This window comes from Micromonospora sp. WMMD734, from assembly GCF_049178975.1.
Lineage (GTDB): Bacteria > Actinomycetota > Actinomycetes > Mycobacteriales > Micromonosporaceae > Micromonospora > Micromonospora wenchangensis.
Map to the genome: position 1 here is coordinate 6,487,959 of NZ_JBMHMK010000001.1, position 16,362 is coordinate 6,504,320.

16 protein-coding genes are annotated in these 16,362 nt (G+C 73.3%); 10 read left to right on the plus strand and 6 right to left on the minus strand.

The genetic code is table 11. The features are described 5' to 3' along the window. Window positions 1-36 precede the first annotated feature (36 nt). Together ACN267_RS28245 and ACN267_RS28250 are read right to left on the minus strand one after the other, a co-directional pair. On the minus strand, window positions 37-1,242 hold the full coding sequence (locus ACN267_RS28245; RefSeq protein ID WP_204957659.1) for a hypothetical protein: 1,206 nt from the start codon (window positions 1,240-1,242) through the stop codon (window positions 37-39). Next, the gene (locus ACN267_RS28250) at window positions 1,235-1,783 is read right to left on the minus strand and encodes a SigE family RNA polymerase sigma factor (RefSeq protein ID WP_374760075.1); all 549 of its coding nucleotides are present in this window, start codon (window positions 1,781-1,783) and stop codon (window positions 1,235-1,237) included. The genes ACN267_RS28245 and ACN267_RS28250 overlap by 8 nt, the downstream gene beginning before the upstream one ends. A gap of 179 nt (window positions 1,784-1,962) precedes the next feature. Here ACN267_RS28250 and ACN267_RS28255 point away from each other — a divergent pair, with 179 nt between their 5' ends. Next, entirely contained in the window at window positions 1,963-2,523 is a 561-nt protein-coding gene (locus tag ACN267_RS28255) for an NADH-quinone oxidoreductase subunit B (protein ID WP_204957661.1), read from the plus strand. 564 nt (window positions 2,524-3,087) lie between these two features. Continuing rightward, window positions 3,088-4,404 carry a DUF2252 domain-containing protein gene (locus ACN267_RS28260; protein ID WP_421490032.1) on the plus strand — a complete coding sequence of 439 codons (1,317 nt, stop codon included), beginning with the start codon at window positions 3,088-3,090 and terminating at the stop codon, window positions 4,402-4,404. A gap of 16 nt (window positions 4,405-4,420) precedes the next feature. Here the strand turns inward: ACN267_RS28260 and ACN267_RS28265 are convergent, their stop codons facing one another. Next, entirely contained in the window at window positions 4,421-5,467 is a 1,047-nt protein-coding gene (locus ACN267_RS28265; protein WP_204957663.1) for a glucose 1-dehydrogenase, read from the minus strand. Window positions 5,468-5,701: 234 nt separating this feature from the next. Here ACN267_RS28265 and ACN267_RS28270 point away from each other — a divergent pair, with 234 nt between their 5' ends. Together ACN267_RS28270 and ACN267_RS28275 are read left to right on the plus strand one after the other, a co-directional pair. Beyond that, window positions 5,702-6,499 (plus strand): NADH-quinone oxidoreductase subunit C, encoded by a 798-nt coding sequence (locus tag ACN267_RS28270; protein ID WP_421490033.1) that lies wholly within the window; start codon window positions 5,702-5,704, stop codon window positions 6,497-6,499. Next, entirely contained in the window at window positions 6,499-7,464 is a 966-nt protein-coding gene (locus ACN267_RS28275; RefSeq protein ID WP_088644755.1) for a complex I subunit 1/NuoH family protein, read from the plus strand. Before ACN267_RS28270 ends, ACN267_RS28275 begins: the two co-directional genes overlap by 1 nt. Before the next feature lie 43 nt (window positions 7,465-7,507). Here ACN267_RS28275 and ACN267_RS28280 read toward each other — a convergent pair whose 3' ends face one another. Both ACN267_RS28280 and ACN267_RS28285 read right to left on the minus strand, forming a co-directional pair. Next, window positions 7,508-8,824, minus strand: a complete 1,317-nt coding sequence (locus tag ACN267_RS28280) for a S8 family peptidase (RefSeq protein WP_204957665.1) — start codon at window positions 8,822-8,824, stop codon at window positions 7,508-7,510. Between the two features lie 254 nt (window positions 8,825-9,078). Further along, window positions 9,079-10,125, minus strand: a complete 1,047-nt coding sequence (locus tag ACN267_RS28285) for a glutathione S-transferase family protein (RefSeq protein WP_421490034.1) — start codon at window positions 10,123-10,125, stop codon at window positions 9,079-9,081. A gap of 83 nt (window positions 10,126-10,208) precedes the next feature. On the opposite strand from ACN267_RS28285, the gene ACN267_RS28290 reads away from it, so the two are divergent. Next, window positions 10,209-10,631, plus strand: a complete 423-nt coding sequence (locus tag ACN267_RS28290) for an ester cyclase (RefSeq protein WP_204957667.1) — start codon at window positions 10,209-10,211, stop codon at window positions 10,629-10,631. Here ACN267_RS28290 and ACN267_RS28295 read toward each other — a convergent pair. Beyond that, entirely contained in the window at window positions 10,612-11,187 is a 576-nt protein-coding gene (locus ACN267_RS28295; protein WP_421490035.1) for a Uma2 family endonuclease, read from the minus strand. The two genes, ACN267_RS28290 and ACN267_RS28295, sit on opposite strands and share 20 nt — an antisense overlap. Before the next feature lie 130 nt (window positions 11,188-11,317). On the opposite strand from ACN267_RS28295, the gene ACN267_RS28300 reads away from it, so the two are divergent. From ACN267_RS28300 to ACN267_RS28320, 5 genes are read left to right on the plus strand one after another with little or no spacing between them, the layout of a single operon-like run. Next, window positions 11,318-11,911 carry a NuoI/complex I 23 kDa subunit family protein gene (locus ACN267_RS28300; RefSeq protein ID WP_421490036.1) on the plus strand — a complete coding sequence of 198 codons (594 nt, stop codon included), beginning with the start codon at window positions 11,318-11,320 and terminating at the stop codon, window positions 11,909-11,911. After that, complete coding sequence (locus ACN267_RS28305; protein WP_204957670.1) at window positions 11,908-12,450, plus strand: NADH-quinone oxidoreductase subunit J; 543 nt, start codon at window positions 11,908-11,910, stop codon at window positions 12,448-12,450. The genes ACN267_RS28300 and ACN267_RS28305 overlap by 4 nt, the downstream gene beginning before the upstream one ends. 55 nt (window positions 12,451-12,505) lie before the next feature. Beyond that, window positions 12,506-12,886 carry an NADH-quinone oxidoreductase subunit NuoK gene (gene nuoK / locus ACN267_RS28310; RefSeq protein WP_421490037.1) on the plus strand — a complete coding sequence of 127 codons (381 nt, stop codon included), beginning with the start codon at window positions 12,506-12,508 and terminating at the stop codon, window positions 12,884-12,886. Continuing rightward, entirely contained in the window at window positions 12,883-14,796 is a 1,914-nt protein-coding gene (locus tag ACN267_RS28315; protein ID WP_421490038.1) for an NADH-quinone oxidoreductase subunit L, read from the plus strand. Before nuoK ends, ACN267_RS28315 begins: the two co-directional genes overlap by 4 nt. Next, the gene (locus ACN267_RS28320; RefSeq protein WP_421490039.1) at window positions 14,793-16,322 is read left to right on the plus strand and encodes a complex I subunit 4 family protein; all 1,530 of its coding nucleotides are present in this window, start codon (window positions 14,793-14,795) and stop codon (window positions 16,320-16,322) included. Before ACN267_RS28315 ends, ACN267_RS28320 begins: the two co-directional genes overlap by 4 nt. Window positions 16,323-16,362: the final 40 nt, after the last annotated feature.

Here is a 16,362-nt window from a genome sequence, read left to right on the forward strand (position 1 = left end):
GTCCCGGCCGGCGCTCGGGCCGGCCGGGACGGCTGGTCACCGGTAGCGCAGCGGGGTGACGTTGTCGTACTCGACGACCTCCGCGACGACCCGGTGGTCGGCGTCCAACGCGCTGGCGGTCAGTTCGGCGGTGCCCGCGCCGGGCGGGTCGTCACCTGCCACCCGCAGGCCCAGGACGAGCCGGATCTCGGCACCGGGTGCCAGCCCGGCCACCTCGCAGCGCACCGGCCCGCCGGTCGTCCCCGGGGCGCTCCGGCAGGCGGCCCAGCCGTCGCCGTCCGGACGCAACGCCGCCGGCAGGTCGAACCGGAGCGCCACCGACCGGGCCGGCGCGGTGCCGGTGTTGCGGACCCGCACCGTCGTGCTTCCGGTACGGGAGCCGTCCGGCGCGACGCCGAGCACCAGTTCGGTGGCGGTGACCACCAGGTTCACCTCGTGCGGGTTGGTCGGGAAACCGGTCGGACCGGAAACCTGGCGGAACGAGCCGCCGTCCCAGCGGTAGCCGCGCCACTGCCGCTGCGACCACTCACCGGCCCAGCCGCCGCCCGGGTAGATGTCGCCGACCTGCACCCGGACCACCCCGTCGCCGCGTACCTGCACCCCGATCAGCCACTGGGGCCGCTCCCGGGCGCTGACGACCACCCGCCCGACGGTGACGATCCGGCCGGCGGTGCCCCGGTCGAAGGCCACCACCTGCTGCCAGCCGTGGGTGCCGAAGACGCACTGCACCAACACCACCGTCTCCTGCGCCCCGTCCCCGTCGACGTCCCCGTGGGCGAGGGCGAGCAGGGCGTTCCTCCCCTCCTGGCCGTCCGCGGTCAACCGGACGCCTGCGGTAGGGCAGGCCGCACCGGTCGGCCAGGTCGGCAGCGTCACCGGGGTGGCCAGCAGCTCGCCCCGGCTGATCCGGCCGTCGGGCGGGGTCGCCGTCGGGCCCGCGCCGGTCGGCGGAGGGCCACCGGTCGGGGTCGTCGGCGCGGTCGGCGTCGGCGTGCCGGTGGCGTCGGGGGTGGGCAGCACCGGGCCGGGCCGGGGCTCCGGGCGGTGCAGCGCGACGTAGCCCAGGGTCGGACCGGTGAGCAACGCCAGCGCCGCCGCGACCAGCGCGGCCCACCGGCGACGGCGGCGCAGCCGCACGGTCCGCCGGATGGCGGCCGGGCCCGGCACCACCACCGAGTCCAGCACGGTACGGCGGTAACGGGCGAACTCCTCGGTCGGGTCGAGAATCTCCGAATCAGGCATCGCGCACCTCCCCGGTGCTCTCCCGCAGTTGCGTCGCCAACGCGGCCCGGCCCCGGTGCAACCAGGACTTGACCGTCCCCTCGGCGACCCGTTCCTGGGCGGCGATCTCGCCCACCGACATGTCGGCCAGGTAGTGCAGGACGACCGCCCGGCGCTGCTTCGCGGGCAGCTGCGCCAACGCGACGTCGAGCGCCACCCGGTCGGGCGTCGGCCCAGCCACGTGCGTCTCCCGCTGCCGCGACAACCACGCCTGGGCGGTCCGCAGCCTCCGCCACCGGTGGTGGCCGAGGTTCCAGGCGACCTTGCGGACCCAGGCCAGCGGATCGTCGTAGCCGGACACCCGGTCCCATCGCGCGTACGCCCGGCAGAACGCCTCCTGCACCAGGTCCTGCGCCTGCCCGAGGTCGCCGGTGTAGGCGGTGAGCTGCACGACCAGCCCTCGGAAGTGGGCGTGGTAGAACCCGTCGAAGCTCAGCTGCCCGGGTGCGGTCGCGGGGTCGGGTGGCGGATCACCGACCCGCGCGCTTCTCGTCACAGTCACTCGTCCTCCCCGTGGTCGCCGGCGGCCCGCATCCCGCACCCGGGCCGTCGTCACACCGGTAAGAGCCCGCTGCCGGCGCACGGGGTTGCGTCCGTGGGCTGTGGTTGACTGTCCAGTGGGAGACAGCGCAGCGGCCACGGCGACGGATGGGCGTCGACCGGCCGGACGAGGAGGCGGTCGTGCAGTTGCCGGGAGTGCTCGGCGAGCCGATCCGGTTCGTCCTCAACTGGGGTCGTCGCTACTCGCTCTGGGTGTTCAACTTCGGCCTGGCCTGCTGCGCGATCGAGTTCATCGCCACCAGCATGGGCCGGCACGACTTCATCCGGCTCGGCGTCATTCCGTTCGCGCACGGGCCCCGGCAGGCCGACCTGATGGTGGTCTCCGGCACGGTGACCGACAAGATGGCCCCGGCGATCAAGCGGCTCTACGACCAGATGCCCGAGCCGAAGTACGTCATCTCCTTCGGGTCCTGCGCCAACTGCGGTGGCCCGTACTGGGACTCGTACTCGGTGACCAAGGGCGTCGACCAGCTCATCCCGGTCGACGTCTACGTGCCCGGCTGCCCACCCCGGCCGGAGGCGCTCCTGCACGGCATCCTCCGCCTCCAGGAGAAGATCGCCGCCGAACAGTCAGGCATCGGCGGCGTCGACCGCACGGACCCGCTGGCTTCGCCCGCCGACGCCCCCCGCCCGGTCGAGTCCCTGACCGCCCCCCCGGTCCGCCCTCCGACCCCTTCCTGACCCGCTCCCGCCCCACCCTGCCCAGCTGCGCCCAACCCCGGCCCCGCTGGGCCCCACCGCACCCCCGCTGGGCCCCACCGCACCCCCGCTGGGCCCCGCCGCACCTCCGCTGGGCCCCGGTGATCAAGAGGTTTGCGTCAAATCCGCGCCCGACACTGTCCAAAACCTCTTGATCACTGTGCCGGATGCGGGCTGGAGGCCGGATGCTGGCCGGGTCAGCCGGGGTGGCCGAGGTCAAGGTGGTGCCGCAGGTGCGTGGCCGATCCGGACCGGTGACCAAGCCGGTCCGGGCCGGTGACCAAGCCGCCCCGTCGCGGTGATCAAGAGGTTCGCGTCACCATTCCGCGTGAATCTGACGCGAACCTCTTGATCAACTGACGTAAACCTCTTGATCACCGAGACGGGGCGGGGTGGGGCGAGGCGGGGCGGGCAGGTTGATCACCGGGGCCGGGCGGGGCGAGGCCGGGCGGGGCGGGGCGAAGCAGGGCAGGGCGGGGCGGGGTGGGACGGGTTGGGGAGGAGGGGCCCGAGGGTGGGTGGCGGGTAGGGGTTAGCGTGCGTTTCATGACCGACTCCGTGGACCGGCGGTCCACCTTCATCGTCGACGTACTGACCGATGAGTTCGGCGCGTCGATGGCGCTCGACCCGGCGGCGTTCCGTCGCAAGTTCCGCAAGATGGCCGCCTCCCCGTTCGCCTTCTACCGGGGCAGCGCCTCGTTGTTCTACGCCGACCAGCGCGGCGACTTCGCCGACGACGCGTTCCTCGACGAGCAGACCAGCCGGGTGTGGATCCACGGCGACCTGCACGCCGAGAACTTCGGCACCTACATGAACGCCTCCGGCCGCCTGGTGTTCAACGTCAACGACTTCGACGAGGCGTACGTCGGGCCGTTCTCCTGGGACCTCAAACGGCTCGCCGCCAGCGTGGCCCTGATCGGCTACGCCAAGGCCCTGTCCGACCGGGCGATCGGCGAGCTGGTCACCGGCTTCGCCCGGTCGTACCTGACCGAGTTGCAGGCCATCGCCGCCGGTGGGGACGACGCGATCGGCTCGATCACCCTCGACAACGCCGACGGGGTGCTGCGCCGGGTGCTCCAGGAGGCCCGGCTGAACACCCGGGTCGACCTGCTGGCCGCGCAGACCACCGTCGACAACTACGAGCGGCGGTTCTCCCTCGGCGACGGGGTCTTCGAGATCGACGGCGAGACCCGCAAGAAGGTGTGCGCCGCGTTCACCGCGTACCTGGACACCCTGCCCCCCTCGACGGCCCGACTGCGACCGGTCGCCACCCAGATCAAGGACGTGGTGCTGCGCAAGGGCGTGGGCATCGGCTCGGCCGGGCTGCCGTCGTACAACCTGCTGCTGGAGGGGCACACCGAGGCGTTGGAGAACGACGTCGTCATCTACATGAAGCAGGCGCAGGTGCCGGCGGTGGCCCGGCACATCGACGACGAGCGGGTCCGGGGCTACTTCCGGCACCAGGGGCACCGCACGGCCGAGTCGCAGCGGGCATTGCAGGCGCACGCCGACCCGTGGCTGGGCTTCACCGAGCTGGACGGGGCCGGTCAGCTCGTCGCCGAGGTCTCCCCGTACGCCGCCGACCTGGACTGGTCGGACGTCAACGAGCCGGACGAGCTGGCCGGGGTGCTCGCCGACCTGGGTCGGGCGGTGGCCCGGATGCACTCGGTCGCCGACGACGAGTCCAGCCACGACCTGGTGGACTACTCCACCGAAGAGGCGATCGTCGCGGCGATCGGCGACGACACCGACGGCTTCGTCGGGCACCTGGTCGAGTTCGCCCACGCGTACGGCGTCCGGGCCCGCACCGACCACCAGCTCTTCGTCGACCTGTTCCGCAACGGCCGGCTCCCCGGCATCTGAGCCGGCCCGTCGGGCGTCACAGCCCGAACTCCAGCACCACCTTGATGTCGTCGTCGGCGTGGGCGTACGCCTGTGCGTACGCCGACACCGGCACCCGGCGGGTGATCAGGGCGTTCAGCCAGGACTGGTCGGCCCGGGCGAGCGCCTGGGCGGCCAGGTCCCAGTGCCGTCGGTTGGCGTTGACCGAGCCGAACACCACGTTGTTCTCCAGCACCAGCGCCCGGTTGAGCGCCCCGGCGTCGAAGTCGATGGTCCGGCCCCCGCTGGACACCCCGGTCAGGCAGACGATCCCGGCGGGGCCGACCTTGCACATGGCCTCCAGCACCACGGTCGGCGCGCCGGTGCACTCGACCACCACGTCCGGCTCGAAGTCCAGCTCGTCGACCGGCACCGTGTGGTACGTCGCCCCGAGCGCCCGGACCAGGTCCGGTTTGGGGCCGGTGGTGTTGCGGTCCAGCACGTGCACCGACAGGCCACGCTGGATGGCCAGCAGGGCCGCCAGCAGCCCGATCGGCCCGGCCCCGGTGACCAGTACGGTCTGCGGTTTCCACTCGGCCCGGGTGCCGATCTGCGCGATGTGGTCCCACGCCTTCGCCACCACGCTCGCCGGCTCCAGCAGCATGCCGACCGGGGCGAGGACCGGGTCCAGCCCGACGGCGAACTTCGGTTGCACCCGCCACCGTTCCCGGGCGAAGCCGGGCAGCCCCTTGATCCCGTGCTCGGTGTACCGGCCGTTGCGGCACATGTCCCACTCGTCGACGGCGCAGTTCGGGCAGGGCACCGGGTCGGGATGGCGGACGATGCCGGCCACCAGGTCGCCGGGTTGCAGGGTGCCGGACGGGTCCTCCAGCACCCGGCCGAGGGACTCGTGGCCGAGCACCAGTTCCCGCTGGCCGGGCGGGGCCTCGCCGTAGTCCCCGGAGATGATCTCCTGGTCGGTGCCGCAGATGCCGACGGCGAGCGCCTCGACCAGGATGGCGCCCTCCTCGGCCAGCGGCTCCGGCCAGTCCTGCACCAGCCGTAGCGAGTCGCGGACCCCGGGAGTCACCGTCACAGCGCGCACAACCCCCATCTTTCCCCGCCCCGCCCCGCCCTGCCGGCCAAAGCGTCAGATGCCCGCCCCGCCCTGCCCGGCGACGCGCCGGACGAGGCCCGCCGGAACCGTCGTACGACGCCCGCCGGAACCGTCGTACGACGGGGCGCGGGGCCGTCCGTTCACCTCATCCAGGTGTCCGCCGGGCGCGTACGACCGGGCGGGCGGGCCCGGCGTCGGGGCGGCGGCCATAGGATCAACCGCATGACTCCGGAAGAGGTCGGTCGGCGGGTGGTCGCGCTGCTCACGCCGGTCGAGGCGACCGCGTCGGTGTCCGGCGGGCAGGCCCACGCCCGGGCCACCGTCGACGTACCCCCGGCGGCCTGGGCGGACACCCTCCGCGCGGTACGCGACGACGCCGAGCTGGCCTGCGACTTCTTCGACTGGCTCTCCGCCGTCGACGAGCTGGCCGACGGGTTCGACGTCGTGGTCCACCTGTGGTCGACCCGGCACCGGCACGGCGTGCTGCTGCGTACCCGGGTGCCGAGGCAGACGCCGACGGTGGCGTCGGTGGTCGACGTCTTCCCGGGCGCGGCCTGGCACGAGCGGGAGACCCACGAGATGTTCGGTGTCGACTTCACCGGCCATCGGGGCCTGGCCCCGCTGCTGCTGCCGCCCGAGTTCGAGGGGCATCCGCTGCGCAAGGAGTTCGTGCTCGCCTCCCGGGTCGCCAAGCCGTGGCCGGGGGCGAAGGAGCCGGGCGAGTCCGAGGCCGGCGGGGGTCGCCGGGCGGTCCGCCCACCCGGGGTGCCCGCTCCGGGGGAGTGGGGCGTGGTGCCGGCCCCGGCCGGCCCGGTGACGGTGGGTGACAGGGCTGCGGCCCGCGCGCCCCGGGAGCGGCCGGCCCGGCCGGCCCCGGAGGCCCGTCCGCCGCGTACCCCCGGCCCCGGCGCGGCAGGCGACGACCCGGCGGCCACCGCCCGCCCGGCCCCCGACGGGCCGGGGACGAGCGACGGCCCGGCGCGCGGTGACCAGGCTGGCGACGAGGGGGGTACGGCCTGATGCCGACCTGGTTGGAGCTGGTGATCCGGATCGGCGGGGTGCTGGTCGCGTTCCTGACCCTGCCGCTGATCGTCGGCCAGGCCGAGCACAAGGTGATGGCGCACATGCAGGGCCGGCTCGGCCCGATGTACGCCGGTGGCTTCCACGGGTGGGCGCAGCTCGTCGCCGACGGGATCAAGTTCGTCCAGAAGGAGGACATCACCCCGCGTGAGGCGGACCGGGCGGTGTTCCGGTTGGCGCCGGTGGTGGCCCTGGTGCCCTACCTGCTGGTGCTGCTGGTGATTCCGCTCGGCCCGGACGACCTGGTCGGGCAGCCGCTGGACATCGGCCTGTTCTTCGTCCTGGCGGTGGTCGGGGTCGGTGTGGTGGCGGTGCTGATGTCGGCGTGGGCGTCGGCCAACAAGTACAGCCTGCTCGGTGGGCTGCGCGGGGCGGCCCAACTGCTGGGCTACGAGCTGCCGCTGGTGTTGGCCGCCGCCTCGGTGGCGGTGGCGGCCGGGACGTTGAGCCTCGGCGGGATCGTCGAGGCGTGGCAGCCGTGGTGGCTGCTCTGGCAGGCCCCGGCCATGATCGTGTTCTTCGTGGCCGGGCTGGCCGAGATCCGGCGGCCCCCGTTCGACATGCCGGTCGCCGACTCGGAGCTGGTCTTCGGCTACATGACCGAGTACACGGGCCTGCGGTTCGCGTTCTTCCTGCTCGCCGAGTACGTCGGGATCGTGGTGATCGCCGCGCTGACCACCGTGCTGTTCCTCGGCGGCTGGCAGGGCCCGTTCGCCGACGCCCAGCTCGGCTGGCTGTGGACCCTGCTGAAGGTGTTCGCCGTCTCGTTCGTGATCATCTGGCTGCGGGTGTCGTTCCCCCGGCTGCGGGAGGACCAGCTCCAGCGGCTGTGCTGGCTGGTGCTGGTGCCGGCCGCGCTGGCCCAGCTCGTCCTCACCACCGCCGTCCGTCTCACCCTGAACTGAGCGTCGGCCCGGAGGGGCCCCGGACGGGGCCCCTCCGGCGCGCTCACGGCGCGGCGTAGAGCAGGCGGTTCGGGGAGCCGGTCCCCGGGTTGACCACCTTGCCGGTGGTGGCGGCGCTGATCAGTGCGCTCTTGGCGGTGGCGAGGGTCGCCGTCGGGTTGGTCTGCCGGTAGCGGGCCAGCCAACCGGTGACGTGCGGGGCCGCCATCGAGGTGCCGGACCAGCCGCTGGCCACGGCGGTGTTCGAGGCGATGCCGGCGGAGGTGATGTCCACCCCCGGGGCGAAGATGTCGACGCAGGTCCCGTAGCTGGAGAACGAGGCCCGGTTGTCGTTGATGTCGGTCGCCGCGACGGTGATGCCCCGGCTGGACCGGGGGCCGTTGGTGCAGGCGTCGGTGTTGAAGTTGTTGGCGATGAAGACCGGGTACACGCCGTGGTCGATCAGGTTCTCGATCGAGGTGTTCGCCGAGGTGCCGTAACCCTGGAGGCTGAAGTTCGCCACCGAGGTGGTGGCGTGGTTGGTGGCCAGCCAGTCGACGCCCTCGATCAGGTCGGTGCTCCACCCGGAGTTGTCGCACTGGAGCACCCGGACCGCCCGCAGCGTCACCGACTTGGCGACCCCGTAGGTGGTGCCGCCGATGGTGCCGGCGACATGCGTGCCGTGGCCGTGGCAGTCGTTGGTGCCGTTGCCGTCGCCTACCGCGTCGTAGACCCCGGCGGCGCGGGTGCCGAAGTCGACATGGGTGGCCCGGATGCCGGAGTCGACGATGTAGGCGGTCACCCCGGAACCGGTCGTGGTGTAGCCGAAGCTGTTGCTCAGCGGCAGGTTGCGCTGGTCGATGCGGTCCAGCCCCCACGACGGCGGGTTGCTCTGCACGGCCTGGGTGGACGCGCCGCCGGCCTGGGCCCGCTCGGCGCGGGCCGTCGTCGGGCCGGTCCGGTCCGGGGTGGTGCTGGTGAGCCCGCCCTCGATCCGGGTGTCCCGCTCGACGTACTGAACGGCCGGGTCGCTGCGGACGGCGGCGAGGGCGGCCGGGGGCAGCACGGCGGCGTACCCGTCGAGGACCTGGGTGTAGCGGTTCAGCACGGTGCCGCCGGCCCGCTCGGCGACGGCGGCCGACTGGGCGGTGCGGGCGAGGCGGGCGGTGCGCTCGCCGCTGACCGGCTTGTCGTCCAGGACGACGATGTACCGGTCCGGCGCGGCTTCCCCGCTGCCGGTCAGCAGCGGCGCGGGTGCGGTCCGGCCGGGGCCGGGGGTGACCGGTGCCGCGACGGCGGCGTTGGTGGTGGCGGCGAGCGCGCCGGCGAGAACACCGGCGAGTACGCCCAGACGTGCGGTCCTGCTACCCAGCTTGCGCAAGGCTCGTTCCTCCTCGAAGGGGGAGTCCGTAGTGGACTGGTAGCCCGCCGACGGGAATCGCGGCGACGGACGCCCCCTAGTCGAACAGGTCATATTGACCATCGTGTTAACTCTTGAACGCTGAGGGTGAATGTGTGGCAGCTCTCGGTGTCCGCTGTCGACCGTGGTTCCGCGCGTGCGGGGATGGCTCAGTGGGGGCACGGCGGTGCGCCCCCGATCCGGTGGGCCGGGCGGGGGCGCGTGGTCGGGGTGGCTCAGCCGATCGGGGTGTGTTCCGGCGGCACCTGCTCGCCGGGCGGCGGGGGCGGCGGGGGCGTGCCGTCGCCGAACGGCCGGCCGCCGAGCGCCTCCCGCCCGTGTGGGCTGAGCCAGTTGACCAGGTCCGGGCCGAGCGGCACCACCCCGGTCGGGTTGATGTCCCGGTGCACCTCGTAGTAGTGCCGCTTGATGTGGTCGAAGTCGATGGTGTCGCCGAACCCGGGGGTGGTGAACAGGTCCCGCGCGTACGCCCACAGCACCGGCATCTCGCTGAGCTTCTGCCGGCTGCACTTGAAGTGGCCGTGGTAGACCGGGTCGAACCGGGCCAGCGTGGTGAACAGTCGCACGTCGGCCTCGGTGATGGTGTCGCCGACCAGGTAACGCTGGTTGGCGAGCCGGTCGCTGAGCCAGTCCAGCCGGTCGAACAACCGCCGGTACGCCTTGTCGTACGCCTCCTGCGAACCGGCGAAGCCGCACCGGTACACCCCGTTGTTGACGTCGGCGAACACGACCGCGTTCACCTCGTCGATCTCGGCGCGCAGGTGTTCCGGGTAGAGCTGCGGGGCGCCCTCACGGTGGTACGCCCCCCACTCGGTGGACAGGTCCAGGGTCATCTGCGCGTAGTCGTTGGTGACCACCTGACCGGTCGGCACGTCGACGATCGCCGGCACGGTGATCCCCCGGTCGTAGTCGGGGTAGCGGGCGAAGAACGCCTCGGCCAGGCGCTCGATGCCGAGCACCGGGTCCCGCCCGCCCGGGTCCAGGTCGAACGTCCAGCTCCGGGCGTCATGGGTGGGCCCGGCCACCGCCATCGGCAGCGCCTCCTCCAGCCCGAGCAGCCGCCGTACGATGATCATGCGGTTGGCCCACGGGCAGGCCCGGCTGACGACCAGCCGATAGCGGCCCGGCTCGACCGGATAGCCGTCCCGCCCGTCGGCGGTGATCCGGGTGGCGATGTAGCGCTGGTCCCGGGTGAACTCGCCGCCCGGCTCGACGTACTTGCCGCCGGTCTGGGTCGCCGTCCTGCCGTTGCTCTCCGCCATGGTGTCGCCCTTCGTCCGCTTCGGCTCCCATCATGGCGGGTCCGGCGTCCGGTGGCACGGTAACGCGGGCCTAGGCTGCCCACATGATCGACGTGGCGGCGGTGGCCCGGCGGTTCGTGGCCGACGTGTGGAACGCCGGCCGCGAGGAGTCGGCGTACGAGTTGGTGGCGCAGGAGTGCCCGGGGCTCGGCGGCACCGGCCCGGCGGCGGTGCTGGCCTGGCACCGGGACCGCCGGGCCGCCTTCCCCGACCTGCGTTACAAGCTGGTGGACGTGGTGGCGGCCGGGGACCGGGTGGCGCTGCGCTGGCGGGCCGCCGGCACCCAGGCGGGGCAGTTCGGCCCGGTGCCGCCGACCGGGCAGGTGGTCAGCTATTCCGGGGCGACGTTCCTACGCTTCGACGCCGCCGGCCGGATCGTCGACGTGTGGAGCGTCAACGAGCTGTTCCAACTGCTGCAACAGTTGGGTGTGGAGATGCTGCCGCCGCTCACCGACGCCGGGGCGTGATCCGGGCGATCGACAGGTTCACCGGGAACGGCTCACCGGTGTCGACGAACTTCGTCCACCGCCCGGTCTCGGTGTAGACCTCGTTCACCGCGTCGATCTTGTAGGTGTGCACGACCAGACCGTCGTCCTCCACCTCGATCCGCCAGTAGAACGGGATGCCGGCCTGCGCGTAGAGGGTCGGCTTGAGCACCCGGTCGATGGAGCGGGTGCTGGGGGAGACGATCTCGACGGCCAGCACCACCTCGTGCGGCTCGTACCGGGACGGTTCGCGGGCGGCGGCGGTGGACGTGGTCACCAGGACGTCGGGGATGAACGAGCGGGTCCGGTTGATCCGCACCTCCACGGCCTGGGTCACGTCGTAGTCGTCGGGACACTCCTCTTCGAGCGCGACCATCAGGCGGCCGGCGATGGTCTGGTGGACACGGGTGGGGGAGGGGGACACGATCAGCACTCCATCGAGAAGTTCGCGGCGGCGGCCGTCCTCGGGCAGCGCGTCCAGATCGTCAGTCGTCCAGCCGCCCTCCGGCGGATGGTCGTTCTGCAGCGCGGCGGTCATCGGTCGGTCCTTCCCGGTGCGTCGTTCTCCCCACCCGTGAGGGTAACGCCGGCAAACGCCGGGTGGTGGTCGCGCACGCCGTGGCCACAGGGCAGGATGACCCCATGAGCGAGCGAGTCGGGGCGACACGGTGAGCGAGCACGGCGGGGGCACCGGCGGCGGGCTGGTGAAGGGGCTGGCGGTCACGTTGAAGACGATGACCCGCCGGTCGCACACCCAGCAGTACCCGGACGTCGCCCCCGAGCTGCCGCCCCGCTCCCGGGGCGTGATCGCGCTGCTGACCGAGAACTGCACGGTCTGCATGCTCTGCGCCCGGGAGTGCCCCGACTGGTGCATCTACATCGACTCGCACAAGGAGGAGGTGGCGGTGGCCGGCGCGGCCCGTCCCCGCCAGCGCAACGTCCTCGACAAGTTCGACATCGACTTCTCGCTCTGCATGTACTGCGGCATCTGCATCGAGGTCTGCCCGTTCGACGCCCTCTACTGGTCGCCCGAGTTCGAGTACGCCGAGTACGACCTCAAGGACCTGCTGCACGACCGGGACCACCTCGGCCAGTGGATGGCCACGGTGCCGCCGCCACCCGCGCACGACCCGCACGGCGAGCCGGCCAAGGAGGAGACCACCGCCGCGCGCAAGGCCGCCGCCCCGACCAGCTCCGCCGCCCGCCCCACCGTGGTACGCCCCGAGCCCGGCCCCGCCGACGACGGAGGTGCCTCCCGGTGACCGGTGCGGACGTCCTCCTGCTCGCCCTGGGCGCGGTGGCGGTCGGGTCGGGGGTGCTGGTGGTCGCCACGAAGCACCTCGTCCGGGCCGGCCTCTACCTGGTGCTCTGCCTGGGCGCGCTGGCCGGTGACTACCTGGTGCTCACCGCCGAACTGGTCGCCTGGGTGCAGGTGTTGATCTACGTGGGCGCGGTGGTGGTGCTGCTGCTGTTCGCGGTGATGCTGACCCGGGCCCCGATCGGGGCGTCCGACGACCTGGACCGTCCGGGTTGGCCGGCCGCGCTGATCGGGGCGGGCACCGGGCTGGGCCTGACGGCGCTGCTGGTCGACGCGTTCCGCTGGTCGACGGTGGAGCTGCCGGCGGCGGGTACCGCCGAGGGCATCGGCGAGCAGGTGTTCCGCTCCTGGGTGCTGCCGTTCGAGGTGCTGTCGGTGCTGCTGCTGGCCGCCCTGGTCGGCGCGGTCATCCTGTCCCGCCCCGACATCGGCCGCCGCCCCGACGCCGCCCCCGCGCAGTCGCGAACAGAGGTCATCCCGTGAGCGCGAGGAGTGAGCCGGTTTTGCGAGCCCCGCAGTCGCGAACAGAGGTCATCCGGTGAGGCCGGTCATCCCGTACGTCACCGCCGCGCTGCTGTTCGGCCTAGGCGTCTACGGCGTGCTGCGGCGACGCAACGCGGTGCTGGTGCTGATGGCGGTGGAGTTGATGCTCAACGCGGTCAACCTGATCCTGGTCACCGCCGACACCACCGTGCGGGCGGTGCTGCCGCACTCCGGGCAGGTCTTCGCGTTGTTCGTGATCGTGCTGGCCGCCGCCGAGATCGGCGTCGGGCTGGCCATCGTGCTCCAGCTCTACCGGCTGCGGGCCAGTGTCACCGTGGACGACGTGCCGTTGACCGAGCCGGCCGGGGGCCGGGCGGGGTCGACAGGTGACGTCGAGGCCGGGTCGGCCGGCGCACGGGCGGAGGTCGGGCGGTGACCGGGCTGCTCGGGGCGGCACTGCCCGTCGTACCCCTGGTTGCCGGGTTGCTCGGGTTGCTGCTGCCGCCGGCACCGCAGGGCGCGACCGGCGGGGAGGGCGCGGCCCGGCGGGCGGCGATCGGCCTCGGGGTGGCCGGCGCGGCCGGCGCGTTGCTGGTCGCGGTGCTGCTGCTGGTCCGGGTCGGCGACCCGGTGGAGACCAGCACCAGCTGGATCGATCTGGGTGGGCTGCGGGTCACCCTCGGGGTACGGCTGGACGGCGTCGCCGCGCTGGTCGCGGTCGCGGTGGCGGCGGTGGCCCTGGCGGTGCAGGTCTATTCGGTGGCCTACCTACGGCGCGGCCCGCACGACGACGTCGAGGTGGACCACCGCTATCCGCCCTACGCCGCGCAGATCAGCCTGTTCACCGCCGCGATGCTGGTGGTGGTGGTCAGCGGTGACCTGATCCTGCTGCTGGTCGGCTGGGAGGTGATGGGCCTCTGCTCGTACCTGCTGATCGCCCACGACCGTCGGCTGCCCGAGGCGCCGGCCGCCGCGATGAAGGCGTTCCTGGTCACCCGGGTGGGTGACGTCGGGTTCCTGCTCGGCATCGCGCTGCTCGGCGTCTCGGCGGGCAGCTTCCGGATCGCCGACGTGCTCGCCCACGACCACTCCACCGGCGTGTTGACCGCCGCCTGCCTGCTGCTGCTCGCCGGGGTGGCCGGCAAGAGTGCCCAGTTCCCGCTGCACACCTGGCTGCCGGACGCGATGGCCGGCCCGACGCCGATCTCCGCGCTGATCCACGCCGCGACCATGGTCGCCGCCGGGGTGTACGCGGTGACCCGGCTCTACCCGCTGTTCACCCGGGCCCCGGTGGCGCTGGCGGTGCTCGGCGTGCTCGCCTCGATCACCCTGCTGCTCGGGGCGCTCGCCGCCACCGCCCAGGACGACCTGAAGCGGGTACTCGCCTGGTCGACGGTCTCCCAGCTCGGCTACCTGACCGGCGCGCTCGCCGTCGGTGCCCCGGCCGCCGCACTGTTCCACCTGCTCACCCACGCCGCGTTCAAGGCGCTGCTGTTCCTCGCCGCCGGTGCGGTGATCCACGCCGTCGGCACCACCCTGCTGTCCCGGATGGGTGGGCTGCGGCGCAGCATGCCCATCACCTTCGGGTGCACCCTGATCGGTCTCGGCGCGCTGGCCGGGGTGCCGCCGCTGTCCGGGTTCTGGAGCAAGGACGGCGTGCTCGCCGCCGCCGAGGCCGCCGCGCTCGACGGCACCGGTCCCGCTCCGACCTGGGTAGGGTGGCTGGTCTGGCTGGCCGGGCTGCTCGGGGTGCTGCTCACCGCCGCGTACGCCACCCGGCTGCTGCTGCGCGCCTTCTTCGGCGAGCCCCGGCTGCCGCTGTTGCACCCGCACGACCCCCCGGCTCTGATGCGTTGGCCGGTGCTGCTGCTGGCCGTCCCGGCCGCGCTGCTCGGGCTGGCCGGCTTCTGGACGCCGTTCACCGACCGGCTGCGCGGCACCGCCGCCGACGTCGAGCTGGTCCACCTCGCCCCGGCGGTGCTGCTGCCGCTCGTGCTGCTGCTGGCCGGGGCGGGGCTGGCCTGGGCCGGTTGGCGGCGGGACCCGGCCGCCGATCCGGCCCGCGCGCTGGGTCCGCTGCGGCCGGTGTTCGCCCGCGCCTTCCGCCTCGACGACCTGCAAAACACCCTCGTGGTACGCCCCACGACGGCGCTCGCCCGGGTGACCCGTACCGGTGACGAGGTCGGGGTGGACGGCCTGGTGGAGGGGGTCGGCCGGGGCACCTCGGCGCTCGGTGCCGGGCTGGCCGCGCTGCACCGGGCGGCGCTGCCCCGCGCGACGGCGGCGGTGCTGGCCGGTGCCCTGCTGATCGGCCTCGCCGCCGCCCTGATCGGAGTCTCCTCATGACGGTGGGGCAGGTGTTGCTGGTCGCGGTGCTGGTACTGCCGGCGGCGGGGGCGGCGCTGGTTGCCGTGCTCCCCGGTGAGCGGGCGGCCCGGCTGCTGGGTACGGCGGTCGCCGGGCTGACCCTGGCCGGGGCGGTGCTGCTGGTGCTCGGGGACCACGGCTGGTTCGGCTACGGCCCGGCACCGGCCGTGCAGCCCTGGCACGAGGTCGACCTGCCCTGGGTGCCCGGCCTCGACCTGCGCTTCCACCTCGGCGTGGACGGCATTTCCTGGCCGCTGGTGGTGCTCACCGCCCTGCTCACCCTGCTCTGCTGCGGCTACACCGTGCGTCGGGTGCCGCAGGGGCGGGGGAGCGGCCGGGCGCTGGTGGCGTTGCTGCTGGTGGTCGAGGTGGGCATCCTGGGCACCTTCCTCGCCCTCGACCTGGTGCTGTTCTTCGTCTTCTTCGAGGTCGTCCTGCTGCCGATGTACGCGATCATCGCCGGCTGGGGCGGCACCGGCGATGATCTGCCGGCACGCGACGCGGCCCGCGCGGCGGCCCGCAAGTTCGCCCTCTACACGCTCTTCGGCTCGGTGCTGCTGCTGGTCGGCGTGTTCGTGGTGGTGGCCGCCGCCGGCACCGCCGACATCGTCGCGCTGACCGGCGGGGTGGGGCTGTCCCGGGGCACCCAGTTGACCGCGTTCGCCCTGCTCGGGTTGGCGTTCGCGGTGAAGGCCCCGCTGTGGCCGCTGCACACCTGGCTGCCCGACGCGCACACCCAGGCCCCCACGGTCGGCAGCGTCATCCTCGCCGGGGTCCTGCTCAAGATGGGCACGTACGGCCTGATCCGGGTCGCCGTCGGGGTGGCTCCGGAGGGTGCCCGCTGGGCTGCGCCGATCCTCGGGGTGCTGGCCGTCGCGGCGATCCTGGTCGGCTCGCTGGTCTGTCTGGCCCAGGACGACCTGAAGCGGCTGATCGCCTACTCCAGCGTGGGGCACATGGGGTTCGTGCTGCTCGGGGTGGCGACGCTGACCGCCACCGGCATCCAGGCGGCGCTGATCGGCAACGTGGCGCACGGGGTGATCACCGGGCTGTTGTTCTTCCTCGCCGGCGCGGTCAAGGACCGGGCCCACACCGGGGCGCTGGCCGAGTTGTCCGGGCTGCGGGAGACCGCGCCCCGGCTGGCCGGTCTGCTCGGCTTCGCGGCGGTCGCCTCGCTCGGGCTGCCCGGTCTGGCGGGCTTCTGGGGTGAGGCGTTCGCGGTGGTCGCGGCCGTCGAGCGGGGCGGGCCGCTGTGGACGACGCTGGCGGTGCTGGCGGCGATCGGCGGGGCGCTCACCGCCGCGTACTTCCTGCGGTTGCTGCGTCGGGTCACCCACGGTCGGCCCAGCCCGGTGGTCGGCCGGTTCACCCCCGCCCTGGCCGGGGTGGAGCTGGCCGCCTGGGTCCCGCTGGTCCTGCTCGCCCTCGCCGTCGGCCTGCTGCCCACCCTTGTGCTCGGCTACGCCACCGGCCCGGTGGACGCCCTGGTGGGGATCGTCCGGTGAGCGCGAGGAGTGCAGCGCAGCGGAGCCCCGCAGTCGCGAA

Excerpts from the sequence above, each read along its gene's own strand:
- ACN267_RS28260 (WP_421490032.1), top strand. The coding sequence starts at position 3,088 with ATGACCGACTCCGTGGACCGGCGGTCCACCTTCATCGTCGACGTACTG.
- ACN267_RS28285 (WP_421490034.1), bottom strand. The coding sequence starts at position 10,125 with ATGGCGGAGAGCAACGGCAGGACGGCGACCCAGACCGGCGGCAAGTAC.
- ACN267_RS28245 (WP_204957659.1), bottom strand. The coding sequence starts at position 1,242 with ATGCCTGATTCGGAGATTCTCGACCCGACCGAGGAGTTCGCCCGTTAC.
- ACN267_RS28290 (WP_204957667.1), top strand. The coding sequence starts at position 10,209 with ATGATCGACGTGGCGGCGGTGGCCCGGCGGTTCGTGGCCGACGTGTGG.
- ACN267_RS28320 (WP_421490039.1), top strand. The coding sequence starts at position 14,793 with ATGACGGTGGGGCAGGTGTTGCTGGTCGCGGTGCTGGTACTGCCGGCG.
- ACN267_RS28270 (WP_421490033.1), top strand. The coding sequence starts at position 5,702 with ATGACTCCGGAAGAGGTCGGTCGGCGGGTGGTCGCGCTGCTCACGCCG.
- ACN267_RS28275 (WP_088644755.1), top strand. The coding sequence starts at position 6,499 with ATGCCGACCTGGTTGGAGCTGGTGATCCGGATCGGCGGGGTGCTGGTC.
- ACN267_RS28295 (WP_421490035.1), bottom strand. The coding sequence starts at position 11,187 with ATGACCGCCGCGCTGCAGAACGACCATCCGCCGGAGGGCGGCTGGACG.